This is a genomic window from Quyinboa mangrovi, assembly GCF_042219825.1.
Classification (GTDB): Bacteria; Bacteroidota; Bacteroidia; order Bacteroidales; family UBA5342; genus JBHJHP01.
In genome coordinates this window covers 44,241-68,539 of record NZ_JBHJHQ010000007.1, presented here as the reverse complement: position 1 = coordinate 68,539, position 24,299 = coordinate 44,241, and the positions used below count along the sequence as shown (strand labels likewise).

The following is a 24,299-nucleotide window of genomic DNA, read 5'->3' as shown; positions in this document are numbered from 1 at the left end:
CCCAATTATTTTGCTTCCTATTTAACGCCTATTTTCAGCAGTTGTTTATCTCCAATAAAACCAATCAATTGATCATCAGCCTTTACCGGTCCTACTCCCTCAGGTGTACCGGTATAAATAATATCGCCTATTTTTAACGTAAAAAACGTTGAAATATACGCGATCAGTTCATCTATTTTAAACAGCATATCTGCTGTGTTTCCTTCTTGTACCGTCTCACCGTTTTTTTCCAGACGAAATTCTATGTTATTGATATCATCTCCAATTTCGGATAAAGGAACAAAATCTCCTATTGGCGCTGAACCGTCAAAACATTTTGCCTTGGCCCATGGTAGTCCTTTTTTCTTAAGTTCTGCCTGCAAATCACGGGCTGTAAAATCAATGCCGAGACCTATTTCGTCGTAATAACGATGCGCAAACCGCTGTTCAATGTTTTTACCCAAACGATTAATCTTAACAAGAATTTCAATTTCGTGGTGAACCTCGTTAGAGAAAGACGGCAGATAGAATACAGATCCATTTTTTAGAATGGCTGAATCAGGTTTAATGAATAATACCGGTTCTTCCGGAACTTCACCATGCAGTTCCTTTACATGTTTTGCGTAATTCTTACCAACACAGATCAGCTTCATAACACGCTACTTTTGAAATTCTCTCAGTTTAACGGCTGTCAGCACTTTCTTAGTATATAATGTGAAGTCTCCGTTCATCATCCAGGCATAGTAACTCGGTTCACGTGAAAAAATATCCTTTACCTTTTTACCCTTATGCTTACCGAAATTGAAGATTTCGTCTCCATCCTCATCATAGATGATCCGACCGGCAAAATCGGCATTACGGTTAAATGATGAATACGCCGAGAGAAACTCAATATCGTTTTTCAGATCTGTATACCGATCCAGTTGTGACTTTAACACTTCATAGGTTGCAGTAACGTCGGCTTCTGCACTATGAGCATCTTCCAGATCCTTGCCACAGTAAAATTTGTATGCTGCAGTAAGCGTACGCTGTTCCTTTTTATGAAAAATAGTTTGCACATCAACAAATTTGCGCTTTGAAAAATCAGTATCGATACCATTGCGCAAAAATTCTTCAGCCAGCACAGGAATATCAAAACGGTTTGAGTTAAACCCTGCCAGATCACATCCCTCTATGAAACGTGCCAGTTCCTTTCCAACTTCTTTAAAAGTTGGGGCATCTTTTATGTCTTCATCAGTGATCCCATGTATATCGGATGCCTGTTTAGGAATTGGCATTCCCGGATTCACACGTACGGTTTTTGTCTCTTCCATCCCATTGGGACTGACCTTTAATACCGAAATCTCTACAATTCTGTCATTTACAATATCAATTCCGGTAGTTTCAAGATCGAAAAAAATAATCGGATTTTTAAGTTTTAACTGCATGATAAATAGAAAAAAAGGTTCCCGGCGGAAACCTTTTTTATATGTTTTAGTGAAATAATTAATCGTTCAACATCATTGGCATGAGCAACATGAGCAGATCCTGTGTTTCGTCCTTTTCAAACGGAAGGATCACTCCGGCCCGTGTAGAATCGGCAAATTCAAGAACAACCTCATCCGCTTCTATGTTCGAGAGAATCTCGATAAGGAAACTGGATTTGAACCCTATGGTCAGTTCATCACCTGAATACTGACATGCGAGCACAGCTGAGGCAGAGATAGAAAAATCAATGTCCTGGGCAGAAATTGTTGCCTTATTGGCTTCGAGTTCAATTTTAATCAGGTTACTGGCCTGATTAGAACATACGGCTACACGTTTTAAAGTAGTCAGTAAAGCTGAACGGTCAACAATCATCTTGTTCGGATTATCCTTTGGAATTACGGAGTTGTAATTCGGATAACGTCCTTCCACCAACCGGCAAACCAGCTTGTAATTCGGAAGGGTGAAGCTTGCATTTTTTGAATCAAACTCTACATGCACATTACCATCTTCCTTTGGTAACACATTTTTCAACAACGCAGCCGGCTTCTTTGGCAGAATAAATGAAGATACCGGAGCATCTTTCACTGAACTGTCAGTAATCCGCACCAGCTTATGCGCATCTGATGCTGCAAATGTCAGACCTGATTCATTAATATCAAAATAGATCCCGTTCATTACAGGACGAAGCTCATCGTCGGCTGTTGCAAAAATTGATTTATTAATTCCTCTTACCAGTGCCTCCGCTGTAATCATAAATTCCGTAAGATTACTTTCCAGAGCAGGCAATGAAGGATATTCATCACCATCAATAGCTGCTATTTTAAAGTTATCGCTGTCGCTGGTAATAGTCAGTGTTGATTCATCAATATTGAAATTCAAAGGTTGTTCCGAAAACTCCTTCAGGTAATCGAGCAATGTGCGGGCTGTAGAAGCAAAGCTTCCTTCTCCTTCCGCGGATTCTACCTGAATGCTTGTTACCATAGTTGTATCCAGGTCGGAAGCTGTTATCTTCAATTCGTTACCGGACAAGGTGAACAAAAAATCGTCCAGAATAGCCAGTGTATTTTTTGAACTGATAACCCTGCTGATTGCCTGCAGATGACTTAAAAGTGCTGAGCTTGAAACAATAAACTTCATGTTTTTCAATTTTTTGTGGTTATCAAAGATAGATAAATTTTATAAACTGAGAATGCATTGTTAAAAACTTTGGAAATCGTGTTGAAATCAGACTTTACCTTTAATGTTTTGCATATTTTCTTTTCCTGATCCGAACAAACAATACGCCTCCGATCACAAGTACAAACAGTGGTAAAAGAATGTTTATCAACTGCCATTTCAACCGGTCTTCATTTGCCTCTTCTTTAGACAATAAACGCAATGTAACCTTTCGCGCCCTTAGTTCCATCCAGCCTTTATCATCAGTCAGGTAATTGACACAGTTCAGAAGAAAATCGCGGTTCCCGAACAGGTTTTGCGATGTAAACCTGTCGTATCCCAATGGAATGATCCGTTGATTTGCACCGCTCCCTTCCACCTCATTTTTAATAATGTCACCATCCCCAATCACTATCATAGCAGTGGGAGCACTTACTTTAACCACCTCATTACCAGCATCAACAAGTCCTTTCGGCACGAAACGGTTCCTAAAAACAGATTTAAACTTACCTTCCACCAGACAGGCCACCATTTGCGGTCCCAGTTTAAAGTCTTCTGATTTTACATCAGCAACAGCCAATTGCAAATCGACCGGCGTCGGAGCCTGTGACACATTCGAATTGCCACTGGTCACCAGCAAAGGTGTTTTTACCAATTTTCCGTCACCTACCGTATCTATGGAACTGCAAAATTCAGATTTTACAGGTGACAAGCCCCGTGTAATGGGATGATCCTTATATCCGAATAAAAGTGGTGCATAATACCAGGGCACAGGATGAAAATCGGCCTTCTGCCCGGGCTCTGCAAAATTGATCGGATACAATGCACATTGCATATCCTGTACCAATGCAGGATTGACCCGAACGCCATAGGTAAACAGCATGTCTTCCAGGTTCAGGTTGTTGTATATCCCAATGGTTTCAGGTCCCTTTGCAAGGCTATCCACCGAAATTTTCACGCCATCCACCAGCCAGATAATCTTTCCCCCTTTCATCAGGTACTGGTCAATAACAAACTTATCCTTTTCACTAAATTCCTGTGTTGGTTTGGCAATGATCAACACATCATAGCCATCCAATACTGAAGGATCGTTACTGATTGCTCCGCGATCCACCTGAAAATAATGACTTAAGGATGTCGTAATATCATACACATGACCTTCGTCCAGTTCGCCCTGTCCTTCCAGAAAAGCAATCTTTCTGACTAATTTAGCAGAAACAATCCGCAAACCATCCATCAGATTATATTCAAGTTCCTCTATAGACGTGTTCAGATTTTCCTCGGCACTTTTTCCTGTGGCATTAACCAGCAAACGTACCGGATACCGTTTCCCGCTGGTTTCGATGACAGCCCAGGGGAAAACAGGAATCTGACTCACTTCTCCTTTTGAGCCTTTATCCACCACATTTACCGGTGTAAGGTTCAGGTCCTGAACCTCTTTCTGCAATTTTTTATATTCGTTTTGATCCTTAATTTTACCAGGCTCCGGAAAAGAAAATGTCAGATTTCTTCCAGCATACACTTCAAACTCCATCAGCATATCTTCTGTGGCCTGACGCAGTCTGTTAAATCCGGGATTCAATTCACCTGTGAGATAAACCCTGATCTTCACAGGTTCATCCAGTTTCTTTAAATAATTTTTAGTAACATCAGCCAACGTATAGCGCTTATCACCTGTCAAATCCATACGGAAGAAGATGGTCCGGGTAGCACCGTTAACCAGTAAGAGAACAATAAACAATACCAACAGGCTTGCCCACGAACGCGATATGGTTTTCAGTAACTTTTTCATTTTCGCCGCTTAAGTGAAATGTTGGCAGCGACCAGAAAAAACAGGTTCACCGATATAAAATAGAGCAGATCGCGGGAATCTATTACTCCACGGCTCATAGAAAGGTAATGCGAATCAATGCCAAGCTGTTCCATATAACCCGTTATAGCATTTATTCCGGGTGCTGAACCCAACAGGCTAAAACCGGAGTAGGTCAAAAATGACAGCGCAAGTGTTATCAGAAATGCCACCACCTGGTTATCAGTCAGCGATGATCCAAATACGCCAATAGCAACATATGAGCTGCCCAGCAAAAACAAGGCGATGTAACTACCCAGAATAGCACCGCCATCAATATTCCCAGCCGGTAAAGCCATTGCAGACACAGAAAGGACCCAGATTAATGTAGGCAGCAATGTGATGAATAACAGGGTCAACCCTGCTAAGTATTTCCCGGCAACTATTTTTGATGGCAATACCGGACGCGTGACGATTAACTCAATGGTCCCGGTACGGTATTCATCGGCAAACATGCGCATGGTCATGGCAGGAACAAAAAACAGAAACAACCAGGGGGCCAGTTCAAATAAACCGTTCAGCGTAGCATATCCGCTTTCGGGTATATTCCAGCTGCCCGGAATTACCCATAGAAACAGCGCGGTTGACAACAGGAATAATCCGGTAATGATGTACCCCTGCAATGCACTGAAAAATGTTTTTATCTCTTTAAGATATATGGTAAACATATTGTATTAACGGATGTGTGGCAAATTTAGTAATTTACCAATACGATTCATATTTCATTTAAGTTTTGTTAGAATAACCATTTCATAATCGGTAATGTGCACTGATGTATTGTAAAATTATTATTTTTGCATCCACCATTATGGTCCCATAGTTCAATGGATAGAATATCAGATTCCGGTTCTGACGATCTGGGTTCGACTCCCGGTGGGATCACTAAAACAGTTTTGAGCAAGAGTATTGAGTATACAATTAAACCTCTCCACTCTTGCTCTTTTTCTTGCTGACTCAACCCTAAACGCATATTACACAATGTTTGATTTTGAAAAATTAACTGTCTATTCACACGCAAAAGATTTCAATAAAAAAGTGAATCATTTTCTGGTTTCCAACAAGCAGGACAGGACCACAACTGATCAGCTTAGGCGTGCATCCTTCGGTATTATGCTGAATATAGCAGAAGGCTCCGGAAGATATACTCAAAAAGACAAACGAAATTTTTATGTTATCTCAAGGGGCTCAGCTTTTGAATGTGTTGCTATTTTCGATTATTTAAAAGATATTGGAACTATTACCGAAAGTGAATTTGCCAAATTTTATTCTGACCTTGACGAAATATCCAGAATGTTGTTTTCAATGATAAAGCACCTATCTTAAGATCAGTTTTGAGCAACAGTATTGAGCATAAAATTAAACCTCTCAACTCTTGCTCACTCTCTTGCTGAATTATAACGGGCTTTGCATTCGGAATTCGGAGTAACAGGGATCATGTAAATAATCCCGACAGATATGGCCTGAAATTCTTTCACTCCTATGGAGCTCTCCGGGTCAATTAGCTAATATAAACGCAATGGCTGCCCAATTCGTAATACTTTATTAGCCGAAATATGGTTTAATTGACAAATTGTATTGATAGATATCTTATACTTACGTGAAATTTTCCAAAGCGAGTCACCTGCGCGAACACTGTAAAACTCAGGAACAGCAACTTTGTTGGCATAGCCTTTAGGTCTAAGTAACTTATGAACCACAGACAGAGATTCCTCCTGTCGTGCTTCATTCCTTATTTTATGCTGTTTAAAATCGTAAACCAATTCAGGGTCGTAAGCTTTTCCATTCTCATGAATTTCGAAATGCAGGTGAACTCCCTGTGCATTTCCCGTACTTCCGGCTAAAGCAATAGCTTCACCCCGTTTTACCTTCTCTCCCTTCTTTTTTAAGAACTTTGACAGGTGTCCATAATAAGTTTCAATATGGTTGGGATGTTTAACAATGACAATGTTTCCAAATCCCGTTCCCCAGCTTGAACGTACTATGGTTCCACTTTCAACGGCAACAATAGTATCGCCTTTGTTCATCCTGATATCTGTTCCGTAATGCATTCTTCCCCACCGTGGGCCAAACCTGCTCAGGATGTATCCGTTGTTCCCGGGAATCAGAAATTCGGAGAAATGGCCGGTTGATATTGAATCTATGGAAGTTGTATCCAATGCGGTATATTTTAGTGTATCAGCATAAACCGGTATTGTATCCAGTTGGCAGTAACACTTAAAACCAGTGCCCGTGAGCAACAGGAAGGCAAGAATTTGGATTGTTTTCATTCGAAGTGAGCTTGCTATTTTGTGAGATAATCCCTGGGATCTACATTTTTACCATCTTTAAATACTTCATAATGCAAATGTGGACCGGTAGAGAGTCCCGATTGGCCAACATAACCTATGACATCCCCTTTCTTTACCTGATCTCCTTCTTTCACAGCGAAATCGTTCAGCTGAGCATAACGCGTGACATAACTATTCCTGTGGTCGATTTCAACTAATTTTCCATAAGTTTTTTTTAGAAATACAACGCGGGTTACAACACCATTGGCCGTGGCTACGACTGGTGTTCCTGTTTTGGCAGCAAAGTCAATCCCGTAATGGAAAGCTTTTTCTTTAGTGATTGGGTGTATCCTATAACCATATCCAGACATTTTAGAATAATTTCCTGGCTTTACGGGAGAAATATCCGGTATATTACCAGCCAGACCGGATTGATCGCAGAATGCCATTGTTATGAAAGCGAGGAGAGGAACAAGCAGTGCGTATCTTACTGTTTTCCATCCCGAGCTTTTGGTTTTTGTCATCATTTTAACTCTTCTCTCAATGGTTGAACCATTAAAACTGTTACAGAAAGCGGCCGTTGTACCTGAGAGTTCCAGATTATTCAGAAGCAGTTGCAAATAGTCAGATGTTTTCATACGACCTTTTAAAAGCAGTTGGTCAATTTGGAATTCATGGACCGATTTGAGGTCCTTGCGGAAAAAATAGACAATGGGGTTAAACCAGAAGAATGCTACAAATATTTCAACCAGGATCACGTCAAGCGTATGGTATGAACTTCCATGTAACTTTTCATGCTCAATAATCTGATTAGCTGTTTCGACTTCTATATGCTGAGGAAGAAATATCCATTTAAAAAATGAAAATGAGGAAGATACCTCTGCACGGATAACTGTAAATTTCCCAATTCGTTGATTTGTTGACTGGCGTTTAATCTGGACCAGCCTAAAGAAACTCCGTAGAAATCGCGTTAGAAACAGCAAGAATACGAGACTGTAAACCATTAAGATCAGATTACCAGAATTCAAGTCAAATTGATTGACAGAGTCTGCCTGAATTCCATGTCCCTGCGCCGTTCCAAAATCGTTAAATAAAAAAGGAAGTCCTTTTGAGATCGGAATATTTGGGCCGAATTCAATTTTTAAAGTAGGGAGAATTAAGGAGAGTGGTAATATACTTAACAGGTATACACGATTTAGCCCATGGAAGGTCAGCTTGCTGAAGAAGGCGAAATAAAAGACATACAGGATACCAAAGATCCCGGTGACTTTGATTAAATAGTACAGGAAATCAATCATCGTTCTTTTTCAGATTATCAATTTTTGATTCGATGAGCTTTTTCATTCGTTCCAGTTCCGAAAGGCTTAAATCCTCATCATCCGTAAAAAAGGACGCGAAATTACTTACGGAACCATTAAAGAAATTTTTGACTACACCCTTAAAATGCTTTCTGAAATATTCATCCCTGGAAATAATTGGATAATATTGATTAGTCTTTCCAAACGTTTGATACCCGATAACGCCCTTTTGAGTCAGAACCCTGACAACTGTCTGAACCGTGGTATAGGCTGGTCTCGGTTCAGGGAATTGGTCCACAATGTCTTTCAGGAATGCTTTATCCAATTCCCACAGATAACGCATAATTTGTTCTTCTGCTTTTGTTAGCTCTTTCATCGATGCCATTCAGTTTTATTCCATGATCCTGCAAACATACAACTATAATTATAATCATACAACTATATTTATAATTATATGACTATTTTTTTAATTATACCATCTACAATTGTTCAAAAATTAACAGAATTACTAATTGTTGTTGGAAGCGTTATAAGCCCAATGATTTGATCCATTTTTAACAGTTTTGTCCGCATTTCAAAATACATGAATAGCATCCTCACTTTTTAGGCTTTCAAAAGAACCGGGAATGACTATCCCAGGGATAGCAATGCAGTTTTGAACAAGAGAGTTTTAACTTTAGCATAAATTATCGAACAGCTCCTCTCAAACTATATAAATAAATACTATCTTGTTTTAGTTATTTTGCCATAAAAAAACTATATTGAAAGAATATTATATTCAGTAAATTTGCTAACGGATAAAACTTGACATTATGAATACAGATGAACTAAGAAAGGAAATTGAGCGATTAACCTCTTTAGATACAATTGATGATTTATTCGATCTGACCGACATATTTGAGCGGTTTCTTTTCAGAGTGATGGAAAGTCAGGATTTTACTGAAAAAACTGACAGGGAAGCTGATGCTATGACTATTTTACAAATGGTTTTTGTAAAATTACTGGCTGCCAGGAAACTTTTATCCGGGGTGAATTACAACGACAGTGAAACAGGAGCCAAACTTAAAAAACTAATTGATCCTACAACCGTTGCGGCACATCTTCAGAATACCTTTGAAACTATCTCGATGTTTTACATTGTTTATGTTAAACCAGAAAACGAGGATGAGCGCTTAATTCTTTATAATTTATGGGTACTATCCGGTTTAAATTACAGACAACGCTTTACCAAATATGCTGCAGGAGAAGAAAGCAAACAATTAATAAAGGATGATCAGGAGATTATAAAGGACCTGACCAATCAAATTGAAAACAGTGCTCTATTTAAGAATCTGGATGCAAAGAATCAGGGAAAAATTCTTTCAGCAATTGACGAAAATGAATATAAGCTTGTTTTTAAAGACAATCAGGTGACACGATTAAGCTGGCAAGACACTTTTACGGCCATGAACCTGAAAAGTAATTTGTTTGATGACAATTACACCTACTTTTCATTTTATTCGCATCCATCAAACGTTTCGGTTTTTCAATTCAGTCAGATGTTCGGCAGTGAAAACAATGCTTATGCTGATTTAGTAAAGTACAACTTTAAAAATCTCATGGTTCTGCTTAGCATTTTTATTCATGATTACATTGAATTATTTCCTGACCGAATGAAATTTTATGAGAGTATGACTTTAAAAGATCAGTTGATGATTGATGCATTCAATGTCCTGTTCAGAGGACATAACAAATCCATAAATGGAGTTTGGAAAAAAATTCTTTGAAACAATACTGATCCGATGAAATTTAGTTCATCGGATCGCAAAAATTAATCAAATTTTAGGGGTCAGTAGTACGTTTGGGTCAGTAAACCAAAACAATGTTTTTACTTAAACCTATCCAAAAACTCTGCCTTCTTACTTACCGAAACGTCCACAACAGAACCGTCAGCCATTTCAATCTGACCTCCTTTACCTTTTATGTATTTCGATACATACTGAAAATTTATCAAATGAGATTTATGAACACGTACGAAATCAAAATCCGTTAATAATTCTTCGTAAAACTTCAGAGTCCGTGAAATGAGTTTTTTTTGTTTGTCTTTCAAATAAAACTCCGTAAAATTATCATTTGCCTGACACCGGATAATGTCCCGGACATGTACAATCTCAAATCCATTCAATGTGGGCAATACAATCTTATGATTGGGTCTGTTCACTTCCTGAATATTATCCAGCAATATTTTGGAATGAATAGATAACTCCGAATTGCTCTTGTTAGCCTTTATTTTTTCAATGGCCTTAATTAACTCATCAATAGAAACTGGTTTTAATATATAGTACGAGGCGCTCAAATTCAGAGCTTTAATCGCATAATTACTATATGCCGTTACAAAAACAATTTCAAAATTTATCTCAGGAATCTGTTCCAACAGATCAAAAGCATTTCCGTAAGGCATTTCAATATCAAGAAATACCACATCAGGTTTGTGTTTTTTTATGATCTCCAATCCGTTCTTAATGGAATCAGCCTCTGCCAACACCTGTACATCAGGGCAATAATTATCAAGATAAGTGGACAGTGTTTCCCTGCTGGCCATTTCATCTTCCACAATCACAGCTTTTAACTTGTCTTCCATCTGCTATGTATTTTTTTCATTCTCAGGAACAATAATCTTGACACAGGTTCCACTATGTGTTTCGGGAATTAAATCGCTCACTTCAACTTTAATTCCCAGATGATGTACTTTATTGATTATTTTAAGTCTATTCTCTATATTTTTAAGCCCTGTTGAATTGATCTGTCGCTGATTTTTTGTTTTAATTTCCTGAGATTTTATACGGCCAATACCATCATCAATAATGGTAATCTCAAGGCAATTATCCACTTGCTTTAATTCAACCTGCAAAATTCCTTTTTCTTCTTTGTATCTTAAGCCATGCCACACTGCATTTTCAATATATGGTTGTATCAGCATTGGGGGAATCATAAACGATTCTGTATTGACATCTTCATCAATACTAAACATATAATCGAATTTTTCCTTAAACCTTTCGTGTTCAAGTTTTAAATACAATTCTATAATCTTAACTTCATCAGTTAAAGCAATAAAGTCATATTTTGAATTCTCCATAACCGAACGCATTAAAAAAGCAAAGTCTGATAAATATCTGTTTGCTGAAAGCTTATCATTTTTGGCAATGTAATTATTCACCGAATTCAAAGCATTAAAAATAAAATGTGGATTCATCTGACTTCGCAGAGATTTTAATGCAAGTAATTGATTTGCGAAGCGTTTTTGTCTTACACTTCTTAAAATCAGTACGGATGAAACAGTTAGAACCAATAAAATAATAACTAATGCAACAATGGTAATCCGCTGCATTTTTATGGCCTGATCTTTTAATTCTCTTTCCTGGGTTAAAATTTCGATGGTTTTGTCATTTAGCTCTTTATTCTTTTCCAGCAGATCAATTCTTTGCTGCTTCCTGTTCAAAGATGTAGCCATATCTATTCTGCTGAGAAGTTCTTTTTCGCGGTTTGTATTCAGGCTGTCATTAACCTTTAAATACTCCTTGTAAGTTTCCAAAGCTTTATTAGGATCCAGTTTTTCATACGCTTTTGATAAAGAGTATAATGCCTCCTTCTTTTGAGCAATATTTCGTGTTTGGTCTGATAGATCAACGCTTTTCTCCAAAACCGGAATAGCTCTTCCCTCCTGATTTTGATCGACATAAATATTCCCAATTTTCAGCAAATCTTCACTCTGTGCATCTTTATCGCCAAGACTTTCATTAATTTCAAGCGCTTGTTGTCTGGCCTTAAGCTCATCATTAACTTTATCCTGCAATCTATACGCGTCCCCCTTTTTTCGTATTGAATTCATAAACAATTTCTGGTCAGAAGCCTCTTTTGCAATCCTTTCTGATTCCTCGTAATACCTGATAGCTCCGGCTGCATCATCTTTCTTTATGTTTAGGTCTGCCAGTTTGTCCTGAATCAGAATAATACCATCAGTATTATTTCTGTTTTTTTCAATCTCCAAAGCTTCCTTATAGGTCTGCTCTGCAAGCAAGTTTTCACCCTTTAATTCATATATCTCAGCCATATGAATTTTAGCAAAAACCATATCATCCAAACTTAATTTATTGGATTTATCAGCTAAAAATGAATTTAAATAGTATAATGCTTTATCATAATCCCCGTTTTTTTGATATGCCAACCCAATATTTTTTCGAGAATGATACGAAAGATCTTTCTTTTGTATTGAATTCGAGAGTTGAATTGCTTTTAAATAATTCTCAGTAGACAAATCATATTGTCCGGAATTTAAATTTATATCACCAAGTGTGCTGTAAGCCCTGACCTCACTTATTTTATCATTTGTCTGAAGAATGACCTCAAGTGCTTTTTCAACAAAATTGTAGGCTCTAACTGCATCTTTTGATTTACAGTACTCTGCAGAATCCAGTAGTGCAGCGGCATTATTTGAACCATAACTTCTGATTTTAGATTGAGACACAGAAACCTGCCAGAAACAAATAGCAAAAACGAATATAATTATTAAGTTCTTCACTTGATATTTTTCTATTTCAAGATAAAAGTACAAACAAAAACAGACAACAAAAAATTGTCAATCCGCTAAAATCCGTTTATAATCAATGATTAACGCACTATTCTTATCGTTAACTCTGTAAAAAGTTTGTTTTACTAATTCAAACGACTCGTTCCCTAATTCTTGCTTTTCTCACCATTTTTTTGAGGATACATTTACGTCATAAATCAGTAAAAAAGTATCGTTATGAAAACAAAAATGCTTATCTCCAAAAAGAAAAATCTCATCATTACAGGATTGTTCATTGTTCTCCTTTTCATTGGCATAAAGAGTAATGCATACGGCAATGAAAAAAAATCTATAAAAATTGCATTGTTGCTTGACACAAGCAACAGTATGGATGGATTGATAGAGCAGGCCAAATCCCAACTGTGGACTATTGTGAATGAACTTTCTAAGGCCAGATGCGATGGCGAAAAACCGGATTTGCAAATTGCATTATACGAATACGGAAATGATGGACTCAGTCCAAAGGAAGGTTATATCCGTCAGGTTATTTACCTAACGAAAGATCTTGACATGGTATCACAAAAATTATTCGAATTAAGAACTAATGGAGGCAATGAATTTTGCGGTCAGGTAATAAACTCATCTATGGATCAATTGGAATGGAATGCATCAAAAGAAGATTTAAAGTTAATTTTTATTGCCGGGAATGAACCATTTACCCAGGGTTCGGTAGATTTCAGGGATGCCTGTTACCGTGCAAGAAATAAAGACATCATTGTCAATACGATTTATTGCGGAGATTTTAACGAAGGCGTAAGAACCAGTTGGAAAAAAGGCTCAGATATCACCGGAGGCAAATACATGAGCATCAACCAAAATTGCAAAACGGTTTACATTTCATCGCCTTATGATGATCGTATATCAGAACTTAACGAAAATTTAAATGACACGTATATTTCCTACGGGAAACTGGGAATAAAAAAGAAAGAAAATCAGATCAGACAGGATGCCAATGCGGGTAGCATAAGTAAAGTAAATGCTGTAAAACGGTCCGTATCAAAAGCATCGTATGTCTACAAAAACGAATCATGGGATTTGGTCGATGCCAGTGAGCAGGAAGATTTTGACATCAAACAAATTAAAGATACAGAACTGCCACAGGAGATGAAAGGTATGAGCGAAACAGACAAAGTAAAATATATAGAATCACGTAAAATTGAGAGGGAACAAATCCAGAAAGAAATTCTTGCTTTAAACGCAATGCGCGAAGAATATGTTCATAAACAACAAGCCGAAAAATCAAAAGATTCAGTTTTGGATGATGTGATGTTAAATGCCATTAAGATTCAGGCAAATAACAAGAATTTTGTATTTGAAAACTAATCTGAATATAATAATTACAAGCCCTGTTTTTGTTGAAAATGGATTTGAGAAGGAGTACAAAGCGCTACGCCAGTACTCCTTTTATTTGTAGTATTTAGTGATCAGATAAACTTAAAGTCATCGGATCATTAAATAAATTAACATCTTACCGGCAATCAATATAAAAAAAGTAATTATATTTGTTCGTTAATTAACGAACAATAATGACAAAGAAAGACGTCATAACAACAGAGCAAAAGAAAATGGCCCGTTATGCAAAAGCCATGGGTCATCCGATACGTATGTATGTGCTGGAGTTGCTTTCCCAACAAAGTTGTTGTTACAGTGGCGATATTTCGGAAGAACTACCTGTTGTTAAATCAACCCTCTCGCAACATCTAAAAGAATTAAAAGAGGCAGGTTTAATACAGGGAGAAATTGAAACACCCAAGGTTAAGTATTGCATTAATAAAGAAAACTGGAATGAAGCACAGGAACTGTTTAAGAAATTTTTAAAGCTCTAAAAAAATTTAATCCGGTTGTTCGGTGTTTTGCGAACTTCGAATATAATTTGAAAACGATAAAATCAATAAAAACTCACTCAGATTAACTCATTAAAATTAGAATCATGAAAAAGACACTCATTTTATTCTGCTTTGTATTTGTAACCGGACTTGTAGCCATACAGGCACAATGTTGCAGCACCCCTGATCCGGCCTGCAAAGAGAACGCACAAAAAGCGGATCAGAAAAATGCTGAATCTGCTGTTAAAGCCTACTATTTTCACGCAACCCAACGCTGTGCTACCTGTCAGGCGGTAGAAGAAGTAACAAAGGAAACACTGAAAGAGAATTACGGAGACAAAATTCCTTTCCAGTCAATAAACAGGGAAAAGGACAAAGAAAATCCTTTGATCAAAAAGTACCAGGTCAGTGGCACTACATTATTGATTATTAAAGGCGATGAAGTCGTAAATCTGACCAATGATGCATTTATGAATGCACGAACCAAACCAGAGAAATTAAAAGAAAAGATTAAGGAAACGGTCGATGCAATGTTATAGTAATGGAGCTGCTTCAAAACTTTTTTGAGTCATCAGAAATTCCGTTATTATCAGCCTTTATACTGGGACTCATGACTGCCATAAGTCCCTGTCCTTTAGCGACTAATATTACGGCAATAGGGTTTATAAGTAAAGATATTGAGAACCGGAAAACAGTTTTTATCAACGGTGTGGTTTATACGCTGGGGAGAGCAATCACCTATACTTCCATCGGAATCATTTTCTTTTTGGGGGCCAGCCAGTTCGAGGTTTCTTCACTCCTGCAGGAATGGGGCGAAAAACTTCTCGGACCCTTACTTATCATTATCGGCTTATTTATGTTGGGTGTTCTCCGTTTAAGTATACCGGGCATCAGCATACTCACTTCAAAAATGGAACGCAAATCCAACTCTGGATTTTGGGGCGTATTGTTACTTGGCCTTGTTTTCGCCCTTGCCTTCTGTCCGTATAGTGGCGTGCTTTATTTTGGTATGTTGATCCCGATGACGATGAGCAGTCCCGGTGGATTATTCCTTCCCCTGGCATTTGCTATTGCTACAGGGATTCCGGTTATTCTTTTTGCATGGTTAGTTGCTTTCAGCATTGGATCAGTCGGAAATCTGTACAACAAGATAAAAGTTTTTGAAACATGGTTCCGGAAAGTTGTTGCCGTATTATTTATTGGGATCGGACTTTATGAAACATATATCATTTTTATTGCTTCTTAAATCTCAGCCAGAATATTAACGATGAACGATGGATTACTTAATTGGGATCATATCATTTATTGCCGCTTTTGTTTTTTCTCTCGGAGGGATTGGTGGTGCCGTTATACTCATTCCAATTCTCATATCTCTGGGAGTTCCAATTAATGTTGCCAGACCGGTCGGGTTATTTTACAATACGATTAGTTTAACCGGTGCAAGCATCAGCAATATCAGGAACAAACTTCTTGATTTCAGAGGAGCAATTCCCATTATCATCTCATCATTTCTGTTTGCTATTGTTGGAGCCTGGGTTTCTCAATTCATCCCAAAACAGATAATTCTGGGACTTTTTATCGCTTTTTTAGTATTCTCGGGATTCATGTTTCTTTTTCACAAACGGAAAGAATTGGATGTGTACCGGAAAGACAATCCCATATTAGCCTTAACTCTCATAGGCATCTTTGCCGGATTGCTATCGGGTATCCTGGGAATTGGTGGTGGCAGCATAATATCTCCGCTCTTATTAATGCTGGGGTTCAACCCCAAAAAAATAACAACGATAACTGCATTCGTCGTTCCGTTTTCGTCATTTTCAGGATTTCTGACTTACTGGAGCCTGGGTGTCGTGGATTGGAAGGTATCGCTTATAGCTGCAGCATGCGGACTGGCAGGTGCCACTTTAGGAACCATATTCATGCATAAAAAGCTTGATCCCAAAACAGTAAAAAAGATCCTTGCTGTTATCCTGTTACTGATGGCTGTTAAATTGAGCTGGCCGCTCCTTACGTCTGCATTTCATCAATAAATGAATGACATTGAGACAAATATATACAATATTAATCTTGCTGATAAGTCTGTCAATTCCGGCCCAAACAATAAATGAACCCTCTCCTATAGAATGGGACGGGTACACACAATTAAGGTTCACCAGTAATTTAAATTCTGAAAACAACTTTGCCATGCGCCGAATGAAACTCTGGATCGGTTCAGCTCCGGAGTTCAGCAATCATTGGGGATTTCATCTGCAAACGACTATCACAAGTCTGCAAAATGAAAAGTTTTTACTTCAGGACGTAATGGCTTTTTATGAACAAGGTCAATTCCGGGTTAATATGGGACAATTTGTTCCTCATTACAGTTTGCAACGGTTTCAACACGATTATGAAATTCCTCTTACCGAGCGAACCGGTGTAATAAATGCCCTGATACCAAACGGAACACTGGGAGTTCGGGACATTGGTATTGAAGCACAGTACACAACCCGGAAAAAGCATGTAACAGTCTGGTTGGGAGCATTTAATGGATACGGCATTAAGGAATACCGGCTTGATAATACCGGGTTTCTTTTTACTCAAAAAACAGCATTTGATATATTCAGTAACCATCTCTATGCTGGTTACTCTGTCATGATCCGGCAAGCCGACCAACTAAAAATTTCCAATGTGCTTCCCGATTCCGTTTCCTATTCAGGAAATGATTTTCGATTTAATCTCTTTGCTCAGTGGCATACCGAAAGATTCAATATTCAGGCCGAATATCTACAGGCAAACCTTGATGGCAACATGGCAAATGGATGGTATGTGTTAGTGAATACAAATTTCGGAAAAAATCAACTGGTTGCTTCATGGAATCAATACAATGACCTTATTAGCGAAACAGAAAATTATCCGGAAGTTCACCTGGGATATAACTATAAATTAAATGGAGATAAACTTAAAGTAATGCTTGATAACAGGATGAAGGTAGCTAATGGAAAACTTAATAATTATTCTGTCAACCTTCAGTTACAGTTATTTTTTAGATGAAAATGACAATAAATTTAACGTAAAACGATTTTAAACACTATAAAATTAAAAATTATGGTAGATCCAAAAGACTGGCTCGAATTCGGGCAAAAATTTCACGGACACAAATGTCCTGCAATGCCGAACGGCTTACGGGTTGGTTCAGCAGCAATGAATGCACTTGGTGTTGAACGGACCGGCGACAGCGCCCTACACGCCATCCTCGACCTTGGAGAGAATCACTGCGCCACCTGTTTTGCAGATGGTATTCAGGTCATAACAGGTTGTACGTTTGGGAAAGGAAATATTGAGAAAACCCACAGAGGGAAATGGGCTTTAACCCTGATCGACAAAAAAACAAACCGTGCCGTACGGGTTACTCCAACAGCAGAAGCCATGCTGGCCAATAAAAAAACAAGTTTTTTTAAAGATTACAGGGAAAAAGGAGTGCCCCCAACACAGGTTCCTGACGACGTGGTAGAACCTCTGGTAGTTAAAGTAATGAATGCACCGGAAGATAAGATGATGAAAATTTCAGAGGTGTTTGAATACCAGTGGAAACAACCGGTTCACTCTTTTAACAGCTTTGTATGCGAAGAATGCGGAGAAATGACTGTAATGGAATACGGACGCGTTAAAGGAGACAAAAAGGTGTGCATGGAATGTGCAGCGAAATAACATCCGACTTGGGACTGTCCAAAATTAATATCTGTATAAACTTTAGTTACAGATTGTAAGTAGTTTTTTAAAAAATTACCCCTAAATCCCCTTGTTCCTCCACAATAGCTTCGGCGACACGCGGAAAGGGGACCAAAAGCCTTCCGTCAGCTGACGGAGAGGTTTGGAGGGGTAAAACAAGGATTACTTTCAATTTATAAGTTTCTAATATTTTTATTTGTCTTTTTGGACAGCCTAAATAATATTAATCTTCTTCTATTTCCTTAATCAGTTTCAAAGTATCCATTCTTAAGGGTCTGTAGCGAAACCACCAGATGATATATCCAATAATTGTTGCAATCCCAAGACTTCCTAAAAACAAAATCTGTACCAGGACTGTGTATGCCATTTGAAAAGTTGTGAGACTTAATCCTATGTCCATAAAGAAGAGTGCCAACACAAGCCAGATCATCCTCCACTGAAACGGCTGATAGCGAAAAGCTGCATCCTTAAGCATGGATAGTGTGGGCTGAGCATAATCCACATATTTATATTCTTTATAGTATCTGCGGAAGAAAAGGGCAAAAATAAGCATGGATAATGCAAAGCACACGCTTCCAAAAATTTCGTACCAGGTACTGCCTTCAATAATATGTACTATCAATAATAACACGTAAATAGGTAGCAATACAAAATAAACAATTTGTATCCCTTTACTCAATCTTGAGTAACGTTGATCTTCATTTCTCAATCGGCCAACTAAGGATTCCAGATTGACAGATCCATTTTTATTTGTTTCATTTTTCATGGGTAAACGCTTTTAAATTTTCTTTTAATTGTTGTTTGATCCGGTGAATCTTAACCTTCACATTCGCTTCAGAAATCCCTATGATATCGGCAATATCCTTCATGCTCAGGCCTTCGAGCACGAGAGAAATCAAAGCCTTATCAATAACGGATAGCTGATTCAGTTCCAGTTGCAGATTCTCCAGTTGTGTCTCCTGTACTTTTTTTGCTGCCAGATCTTCGTCATCCAAAATAGAGCTCAGATTCTCAGCATCCTGTCTGACAAGCAATTTCATCTCCTTAAATGCTTTACCGGTAAAGGTGAGCGAGGTGTTCACAGCAATACGGTAGATCCAGGTGTTAATGTTGGCATCACCCCTGAAATTGTCCAGGCTCTTCCATACATTCACCAGGACTTCCTGGTACATATCCTTCTGATCATCCGGATTGCTATTGTAATAGCAACAGATGCGCCTGATCCGTTCGCTATTCTCTGACACCAGCCGGTTAAATGTGTCTTCTTTCTTCACTATGTTAATCTTTGGTTTACCCATTAGTACAGAAGTTGAAAGAAAAGTTACAAATTTTATATAAAAAACCTGATTTACAAATCCGTTGAAGGATCAGGATATAAATCAAAGAAAATACACTTAGATTTGCGCTATAATATTTGAACATATCAGTAATCAGGTAAAAAGATGAATGAATCGTGTAAAGATGGCCGCATAAGAAATAATATAAAAATTGGGATGTTGGTTGAAGTGGTTCAGAAGCAGGACCAGCGAACCGGAGAACTAACGGAAGGAGGTGTTGCCAGAATTCTGACTAAATCCCCGAATCACCCCCACGGCATTAAAGTGATGCTTGAATCGGGAGAAGTTGGACGGGTGAAGCATATACTGGAAGATTAGCTTCCATGTTCTGATGATAAAATTAATCCGATTGTTTCATTCGTATAACGATCACCCCATCATAATCTTCAGTGGTGTATTTCTTAATCTCATCAGGATCTTTGATCACATTAACGGAATCAATAGACGAAGCATCAATAACGTTCATCTCCGATTGTGAGGTGATCTTTCCATCCACCAGATACAATAACTTGTCCTGTTTTACCGGCTGAGAACAGTCAATTCTAACCTCTTTTTTTTGTGGACTTATAGCTGCTTGCTTTGTAGTTACCAGAATTACACCACCTTTGCCAGTTTCACCATAAATAGATGCTCCCATGTTTTCTTTCAGAACAGACATTCTCGCAATATCGTCCGGCCTGACAGGAAGTCTGCTTTGTTTCAACTCAACATCATAGCGATAAGGTATACCGTCAAGTACAATGAGAGGTTTATGGATTTTTTGTCCATTTGTCTTTGCTTCCTTAATAACAGAAATTAATGCTGTGCTTTTATAACCATTATCATTCAGCATGTACCGGTTTGATATACATGAAGTAGTTAATACAATTACAATGGCTGTTAGAAAAACTGATTTCATAAGCGGTAATTTAAATATTTTAATGTCTGGCGATACTGTTAAAACTAACCTGAGCCCGAAATGTTACAAACTTTTTTTAAATCTAAAGTCTACAGTGTATACTTGAAATCATTATGACATTAGTGAGTTACACTGGTATTGCTTAGTGGCTAAATTTACAACTGAGGTCACGAAGTATCGCACAAAGGTCACCAAGCATTTTTTACAACGACACCCAATATCCTCTTTCCGGAATTTCAATATTGCCAAAGCCATCGTCTTCAAGATGTTGTTTATACGTTTCCTGGGCATCCTTCTCACCATGAACGATAAAGGTCCGTTTAATCTGCTCCTTGTCCTGGCAATTCAAAAAATCGATCATCTCCTCATAATCGCCATGCCCACTGTAAGAATCAATCCTGAATATTTCAGCATTCACCGGGTAAACATTGCCATGAATTGAGATTTCTTTGTCCCCCCGCAATATTTTAGCTCCCAGCGTTCGCGGCGCACAGTATCCTACTGCCAGAACTGAATTCCGTGGATTTGCAATGGTGTTGGCCAGATGGTGTTTTACACGTCCGGCTTCCATCATGCCCGATGCAGATATAATCACACAGGGTTCTTTGCGTTCATTTATGCGTTTTGATTCTGCCACCGTTCTGGTATAGAACAGACGGTTGAAGCCAAACGGATCAGGATCCGAATACATCTCGTCCAGCATCTCATCATTAAAGCACTCCGGATGCAGGCGAAATACGTCTGTGGCATTCACTGCCAGCGGACTATCCACATAGATATCCACCCGTGGCAGTTTGCCCTCATTGAACAACTGGTTCAGGGTATACACAATTTCCTGGGTACGCCCCACACTGAACGAAGGAATAACCAGTTTCCCTTTCTTTTCAATACAGGTATGTTTAATGACGTGGAGCAGTTCATTCCGTGCTTCCTTATGATCCTTATGCAGACGATCTCCATAAGTGGATTCCGTAATCAGAAAATCACATTGCGGGAAAGGCACGGGTGGACGTAGTATTTTATTGTGTTTTCGTCCAATATCACCGGTATAGGCCAGTTTTTTCAACCCATCCGTCTCCAGTATTTCCAGCATTACGGTACCACTTCCCAACATATGACCGGTATTTGTAAACCGCACTTTTGTTTCAGGGTCAATGTAAAACTTTCGTTCATAAGCCACACCGATAAACAACTCCATACATTTCACAGCATCCTTACGGGTGTAAATCGGTTCAACCGGTGGAAGACCGCGTGCCAGCATTTTTTTGTTAAATAATATCGTATCAGCCTCATGTATGGCACCTGAATCTGCCAGCATAATCTTACACAAATCAAGCGTGGCATGTGTACAGATCACCGAACCACAAAACCCGCGCCGGTATACATATGGAATCAGGCCCGAATGGTCGATGTGTGCGTGGGTTAGAATGATATGATCTATTTCGGATGGCTCGAAGCCAAGATCACGGTTCATGGCATCGGTTTCTTTTCCTTTGCCCTGATACATGCCACAATCCAATAATATCTTTTTGTTTTTCTGGGTGATAACAAGGTGCTTACTTCCGGTAACTTCCTGAGCCGCGCCTAAGAATTTAACAATCATAACGGTTGGTTTTTTAAGTAAGTTGGTAAAAGTGTAACAAGGTAGCAAATATTGCAACAAGTTATTCCGGGAAACCAAATTTTATTCAAGCGTATCCGGGGAAATCAAAACTTTAAAAGGCTCTACTAAAGTCCAGTAGTGAGTACTTGACAAGTAATCCCTGATTTAAAATACTAGTGGACAACAAAACTTTCTGAAATTACCTAAAATAATTGCATGCTTTAAAATCAAATTACTTTTATCAGGGTATCTGATTGCGGGTATAACCTTCCAAATGAAACCGGTTCAATGTCGTGACTTTTCAACAACACCTCCACGGCATCAACAGCTTCTTCTGCCACAGCAATCAGTAGTCCTCCGCTGGTTTGAGGATCACATAAAATAAACTTGTCGCTTTCTGATTTTAACTGAATATGCTGTCCATAGCTTACCCAGTTGCGGTGTGTTCCTCCGGGGATACATTTCTGATCCAGGTACTGTTGCACATCCGGAAAGACCGGTATTTTATCAAACATAATTTCTGCAGAAAGCTTACTGCCCTCACACATTTCGGTAAGATGTCCCAGAAGACCAAATCCCGTCACATCAGTCATGGCCGTGATGCCATTTATCTCAGCCAGTTCCTGTCCTATTCTGTTCAGCTTCGACATGGAATCGGGTGCAATATTCTGATGCTTCGGCAGCAGTTTCCCCTGTTTCTGAGCGGTGGTAAATACCCCGACACCAAGTGGCTTAGTCAGATAAAGCCGGCATCCCTCTGTTGCGGTATCATTGCGTTTAAGTTTCTTCAGATCCACCTGTCCTGTTACAGCCAGGCCAAATATCGGTTCGGGACTGTCAATGCTGTGTCCGCCCGCCAGGGAAATCCCGGCCTCTTTACAGGCCTGCCGTCCGCCTTCAAGAACCTGCTGAGCCACTTCTGCCGGTAACTTGTCCACAGGCCATCCTAAAATAGCAATTGCCAAAAGCGGTTTTCCACCCATGGCATACACATCACTGATGGCATTGGTGGCCGCTATTTTACCAAAAGAGAACGGATCATCAACAATAGGCATAAAAAAATCGGTGGTACTGATGATGGATGTTCCGTCACCCATATCATATACAGCAGCATCATCCCGGCTGTCGTTACCTACAAGCAGACGGGCATCAGGCGTGGCCACCTGGTTTGTCTTCAGAATATCGGATAGCACAGCTGGTGATATTTTACATCCGCAACCTGCACCGTGACTGTATTGTGTTAGTTTAATATTCTCCATCATGTTCAAGTATTTTTCAATTTTTGTGGCATTTTCTGCATGATTAGTCGAAGGAAGGGTGATCTGCAATACGTTTTGTCTATTCCTCCTTTGCATGCCTTTTAAATATGTTTTATCGTAGTAATGCAACGTATTCAGGGCAACATCATAATAATTTTGTTTTTCGAGATCTTCGAGAGCGTTCTTCACCCTTAATCCGCCCAACCGTTTTGAAATCCGCTGAACGGCATTTGCCAGTGCTTCTGTGTCACAGCTTCCATATTCCGCTGCCAAATGCAGGGCTCGCTGTTCTTTTGGAATCTCTATAAAAACAAGACGTGCATCTGTCATTTGCCTGAACAGTGGTACCGGAATTTTAACCCTCCCGATATCAATGCTTTCATCCTCCACCCAAATGGGTTTCTTTAAATCAAGCTGACGCCAAACCGAATGGAGGTTATTCTCAAATTGCTCTACCGTTGGCTGTTTAGCCTGTCCAATTCCACCGAAAGCTGATCCCTTATGATGTGCCAGACCTTCCAGATCGATCACCTGATTCCCGTTCTTCTTGAGCTCCTTTAAAATATAAGTCTTGCCGCTCCCGGTATATCCTCCCAATACATTCAGATGAACCGGAATAGTAAAATCGCTTAATACCTGCCGTCTGTACGATTTATATCCACCGGTAATCACCCTGACATCAGAGAAGCCGTTATCCGCTAAATGCCTGGCAAAAGCCTGACTCCGCATGCCCCCACGCCAGCAATGCACAATAACCTTTCCGTCAGGTGCGACCTGAAACGATTGCGTAATAAAGTCATCCAGCTTAGGGCTTACAAAAGTTAGCCCCAGCTCAATCGCAGCTTCCCTGGACTGTTTTTTATAAACAGTTCCTACCTGCGCTCTTTCATCATTGGAAAACAAGGGAATATTAACTGCGCCCGGAATACGACCATGCTCAAATTCGCCCGGTGAACGCACATCGATAACTGGCCACTGCAAGGCCAGCGCCTTCTGTATGTCAATATCGGATAACATCAGGGCAAAAGTAACGTAATCTGGCTGGAT

At 39.0% G+C, this 24,299-nt stretch carries 25 protein-coding genes, 1 tRNA gene and 1 pseudogene; 11 read left to right on the top strand and 16 right to left on the bottom strand.

What is annotated here, in order from left to right:
- Window positions 1-17: 17 nt before the first annotated feature.
- The 5 genes from ACE1ET_RS15490 to gldF form a co-directional block, all read right to left on the bottom strand.
- Window positions 18-632, bottom strand: a complete 615-nt coding sequence (locus tag ACE1ET_RS15490) for a fumarylacetoacetate hydrolase family protein (RefSeq protein WP_375729332.1) — start codon at window positions 630-632, stop codon at window positions 18-20.
- 6 nt (window positions 633-638) lie between these two features.
- Complete coding sequence (locus ACE1ET_RS15485; protein WP_375729331.1) at window positions 639-1,406, bottom strand: exonuclease domain-containing protein; 768 nt, start codon at window positions 1,404-1,406, stop codon at window positions 639-641.
- Window positions 1,407-1,464: 58 nt separating this feature from the next.
- The gene (gene dnaN / locus ACE1ET_RS15480; protein ID WP_375729330.1) at window positions 1,465-2,583 is read right to left on the bottom strand and encodes a DNA polymerase III subunit beta; all 1,119 of its coding nucleotides are present in this window, start codon (window positions 2,581-2,583) and stop codon (window positions 1,465-1,467) included.
- 100 nt (window positions 2,584-2,683) lie between these two features.
- On the bottom strand, window positions 2,684-4,393 hold the full coding sequence (gldG, locus tag ACE1ET_RS15475) for a gliding motility-associated ABC transporter substrate-binding protein GldG (RefSeq protein WP_375729329.1): 1,710 nt from the start codon (window positions 4,391-4,393) through the stop codon (window positions 2,684-2,686).
- Complete coding sequence (gldF, locus tag ACE1ET_RS15470; protein WP_375729328.1) at window positions 4,390-5,118, bottom strand: gliding motility-associated ABC transporter permease subunit GldF; 729 nt, start codon at window positions 5,116-5,118, stop codon at window positions 4,390-4,392. Before gldF ends, gldG begins: the two co-directional genes overlap by 4 nt.
- Window positions 5,119-5,260: 142 nt before the next feature.
- Between gldF and ACE1ET_RS15465 the strand changes: the two genes are divergently transcribed.
- Together ACE1ET_RS15465 and ACE1ET_RS15460 are read left to right on the top strand one after the other, a co-directional pair.
- A tRNA-Arg gene (locus ACE1ET_RS15465) sits at window positions 5,261-5,332 on the top strand.
- A 96-nt stretch (window positions 5,333-5,428) separates the two neighbouring features.
- Window positions 5,429-5,773: a four helix bundle protein gene (locus ACE1ET_RS15460; protein WP_375729327.1), complete on the top strand. Its 345-nt coding sequence runs from the start codon at window positions 5,429-5,431 to the stop codon at window positions 5,771-5,773.
- 179 nt (window positions 5,774-5,952) lie between these two features.
- Here ACE1ET_RS15460 and ACE1ET_RS15455 read toward each other — a convergent pair whose 3' ends face one another.
- The 3 genes from ACE1ET_RS15455 to ACE1ET_RS15445 are packed head-to-tail and all read right to left on the bottom strand — an operon-like array spanning window position 5,953 to window position 8,391.
- Entirely contained in the window at window positions 5,953-6,717 is a 765-nt protein-coding gene (locus tag ACE1ET_RS15455; protein ID WP_375729326.1) for a peptidoglycan DD-metalloendopeptidase family protein, read from the bottom strand.
- A 14-nt stretch (window positions 6,718-6,731) separates the two neighbouring features.
- Complete coding sequence (locus ACE1ET_RS15450; protein ID WP_375729325.1) at window positions 6,732-8,015, bottom strand: peptidoglycan DD-metalloendopeptidase family protein; 1,284 nt, start codon at window positions 8,013-8,015, stop codon at window positions 6,732-6,734.
- Entirely contained in the window at window positions 8,008-8,391 is a 384-nt protein-coding gene (locus ACE1ET_RS15445; RefSeq protein ID WP_375729324.1) for a BlaI/MecI/CopY family transcriptional regulator, read from the bottom strand. Before ACE1ET_RS15445 ends, ACE1ET_RS15450 begins: the two co-directional genes overlap by 8 nt.
- A gap of 436 nt (window positions 8,392-8,827) precedes the next feature.
- Here ACE1ET_RS15445 and ACE1ET_RS15440 point away from each other — a divergent pair, with 436 nt between their 5' ends.
- Entirely contained in the window at window positions 8,828-9,781 is a 954-nt protein-coding gene (locus tag ACE1ET_RS15440) for a hypothetical protein (protein WP_375729323.1), read from the top strand.
- Between the two features lie 101 nt (window positions 9,782-9,882).
- Here the strand turns inward: ACE1ET_RS15440 and ACE1ET_RS15435 are convergent, their stop codons facing one another.
- Window positions 9,883-10,635 (bottom strand): LytR/AlgR family response regulator transcription factor, encoded by a 753-nt coding sequence (locus ACE1ET_RS15435; protein ID WP_375729322.1) that lies wholly within the window; start codon window positions 10,633-10,635, stop codon window positions 9,883-9,885.
- A 3-nt stretch (window positions 10,636-10,638) separates the two neighbouring features.
- A complete protein-coding gene (locus ACE1ET_RS15430; RefSeq protein WP_375729321.1) occupies window positions 10,639-12,573 on the bottom strand; it encodes a tetratricopeptide repeat-containing sensor histidine kinase in 1,935 nt (644 codons plus the stop codon).
- Window positions 12,574-12,798: 225 nt separating this feature from the next.
- Here ACE1ET_RS15430 and ACE1ET_RS15425 point away from each other — a divergent pair, with 225 nt between their 5' ends.
- From ACE1ET_RS15425 to ACE1ET_RS15395, 7 genes are all read left to right on the top strand, one after another.
- Window positions 12,799-13,944 (top strand): vWA domain-containing protein, encoded by a 1,146-nt coding sequence (locus tag ACE1ET_RS15425; RefSeq protein WP_375729320.1) that lies wholly within the window; start codon window positions 12,799-12,801, stop codon window positions 13,942-13,944.
- Between the two features lie 203 nt (window positions 13,945-14,147).
- Window positions 14,148-14,447, top strand: coding sequence for an ArsR/SmtB family transcription factor (locus ACE1ET_RS15420; protein ID WP_375729319.1), 300 nt, complete (start codon window positions 14,148-14,150; stop codon window positions 14,445-14,447).
- Window positions 14,448-14,551: 104 nt separating this feature from the next.
- Window positions 14,552-14,986, top strand: coding sequence for a nitrophenyl compound nitroreductase subunit ArsF family protein (locus ACE1ET_RS15415; protein WP_375729318.1), 435 nt, complete (start codon window positions 14,552-14,554; stop codon window positions 14,984-14,986).
- A gap of 2 nt (window positions 14,987-14,988) precedes the next feature.
- Complete coding sequence (locus ACE1ET_RS15410) at window positions 14,989-15,693, top strand: aromatic aminobenezylarsenical efflux permease ArsG family transporter (RefSeq protein ID WP_375729317.1); 705 nt, start codon at window positions 14,989-14,991, stop codon at window positions 15,691-15,693.
- A gap of 28 nt (window positions 15,694-15,721) precedes the next feature.
- The gene (locus ACE1ET_RS15405) at window positions 15,722-16,477 is read left to right on the top strand and encodes a sulfite exporter TauE/SafE family protein (RefSeq protein ID WP_375729316.1); all 756 of its coding nucleotides are present in this window, start codon (window positions 15,722-15,724) and stop codon (window positions 16,475-16,477) included.
- A gap of 4 nt (window positions 16,478-16,481) precedes the next feature.
- Window positions 16,482-17,477 (top strand): porin, encoded by a 996-nt coding sequence (locus ACE1ET_RS15400; RefSeq protein WP_375729315.1) that lies wholly within the window; start codon window positions 16,482-16,484, stop codon window positions 17,475-17,477.
- A gap of 54 nt (window positions 17,478-17,531) precedes the next feature.
- The gene (locus tag ACE1ET_RS15395) at window positions 17,532-18,134 is read left to right on the top strand and encodes an FmdE family protein (protein WP_375729314.1); all 603 of its coding nucleotides are present in this window, start codon (window positions 17,532-17,534) and stop codon (window positions 18,132-18,134) included.
- 244 nt (window positions 18,135-18,378) lie between these two features.
- Here the strand turns inward: ACE1ET_RS15395 and ACE1ET_RS15390 are convergent, their stop codons facing one another.
- Window positions 18,379-18,921, bottom strand: coding sequence for a hypothetical protein (locus tag ACE1ET_RS15390; protein ID WP_375729313.1), 543 nt, complete (start codon window positions 18,919-18,921; stop codon window positions 18,379-18,381).
- Window positions 18,911-19,453, bottom strand: coding sequence for an RNA polymerase sigma factor (locus ACE1ET_RS15385; protein WP_375729312.1), 543 nt, complete (start codon window positions 19,451-19,453; stop codon window positions 18,911-18,913). The genes ACE1ET_RS15390 and ACE1ET_RS15385 overlap by 11 nt, the downstream gene beginning before the upstream one ends.
- A gap of 144 nt (window positions 19,454-19,597) precedes the next feature.
- Between ACE1ET_RS15385 and ACE1ET_RS15380 the strand changes: the two genes are divergently transcribed.
- On the top strand, window positions 19,598-19,810 hold the full coding sequence (locus ACE1ET_RS15380) for a YwbE family protein (protein WP_375729311.1): 213 nt from the start codon (window positions 19,598-19,600) through the stop codon (window positions 19,808-19,810).
- A 22-nt stretch (window positions 19,811-19,832) separates the two neighbouring features.
- Here the strand turns inward: ACE1ET_RS15380 and ACE1ET_RS15375 are convergent, their stop codons facing one another.
- The 4 genes and pseudogenes from ACE1ET_RS15375 to mnmH form a co-directional block, all read right to left on the bottom strand.
- Window positions 19,833-20,390: a hypothetical protein gene (locus ACE1ET_RS15375; RefSeq protein ID WP_375729310.1), complete on the bottom strand. Its 558-nt coding sequence runs from the start codon at window positions 20,388-20,390 to the stop codon at window positions 19,833-19,835.
- A 202-nt stretch (window positions 20,391-20,592) separates the two neighbouring features.
- The gene (locus tag ACE1ET_RS15370; RefSeq protein ID WP_375729309.1) at window positions 20,593-21,993 is read right to left on the bottom strand and encodes an MBL fold metallo-hydrolase; all 1,401 of its coding nucleotides are present in this window, start codon (window positions 21,991-21,993) and stop codon (window positions 20,593-20,595) included.
- A 227-nt stretch (window positions 21,994-22,220) separates the two neighbouring features.
- Window positions 22,221-23,255, bottom strand: a complete 1,035-nt coding sequence (gene selD, locus ACE1ET_RS15365; protein ID WP_375729520.1) for a selenide, water dikinase SelD — start codon at window positions 23,253-23,255, stop codon at window positions 22,221-22,223.
- Window positions 23,256-23,267: 12 nt separating this feature from the next.
- Window positions 23,268-24,269 (bottom strand): annotated as a pseudogene (mnmH, locus tag ACE1ET_RS15360) (tRNA 2-selenouridine(34) synthase MnmH); the annotation flags it as partial.
- Window positions 24,270-24,299 lie beyond the last annotated feature (30 nt).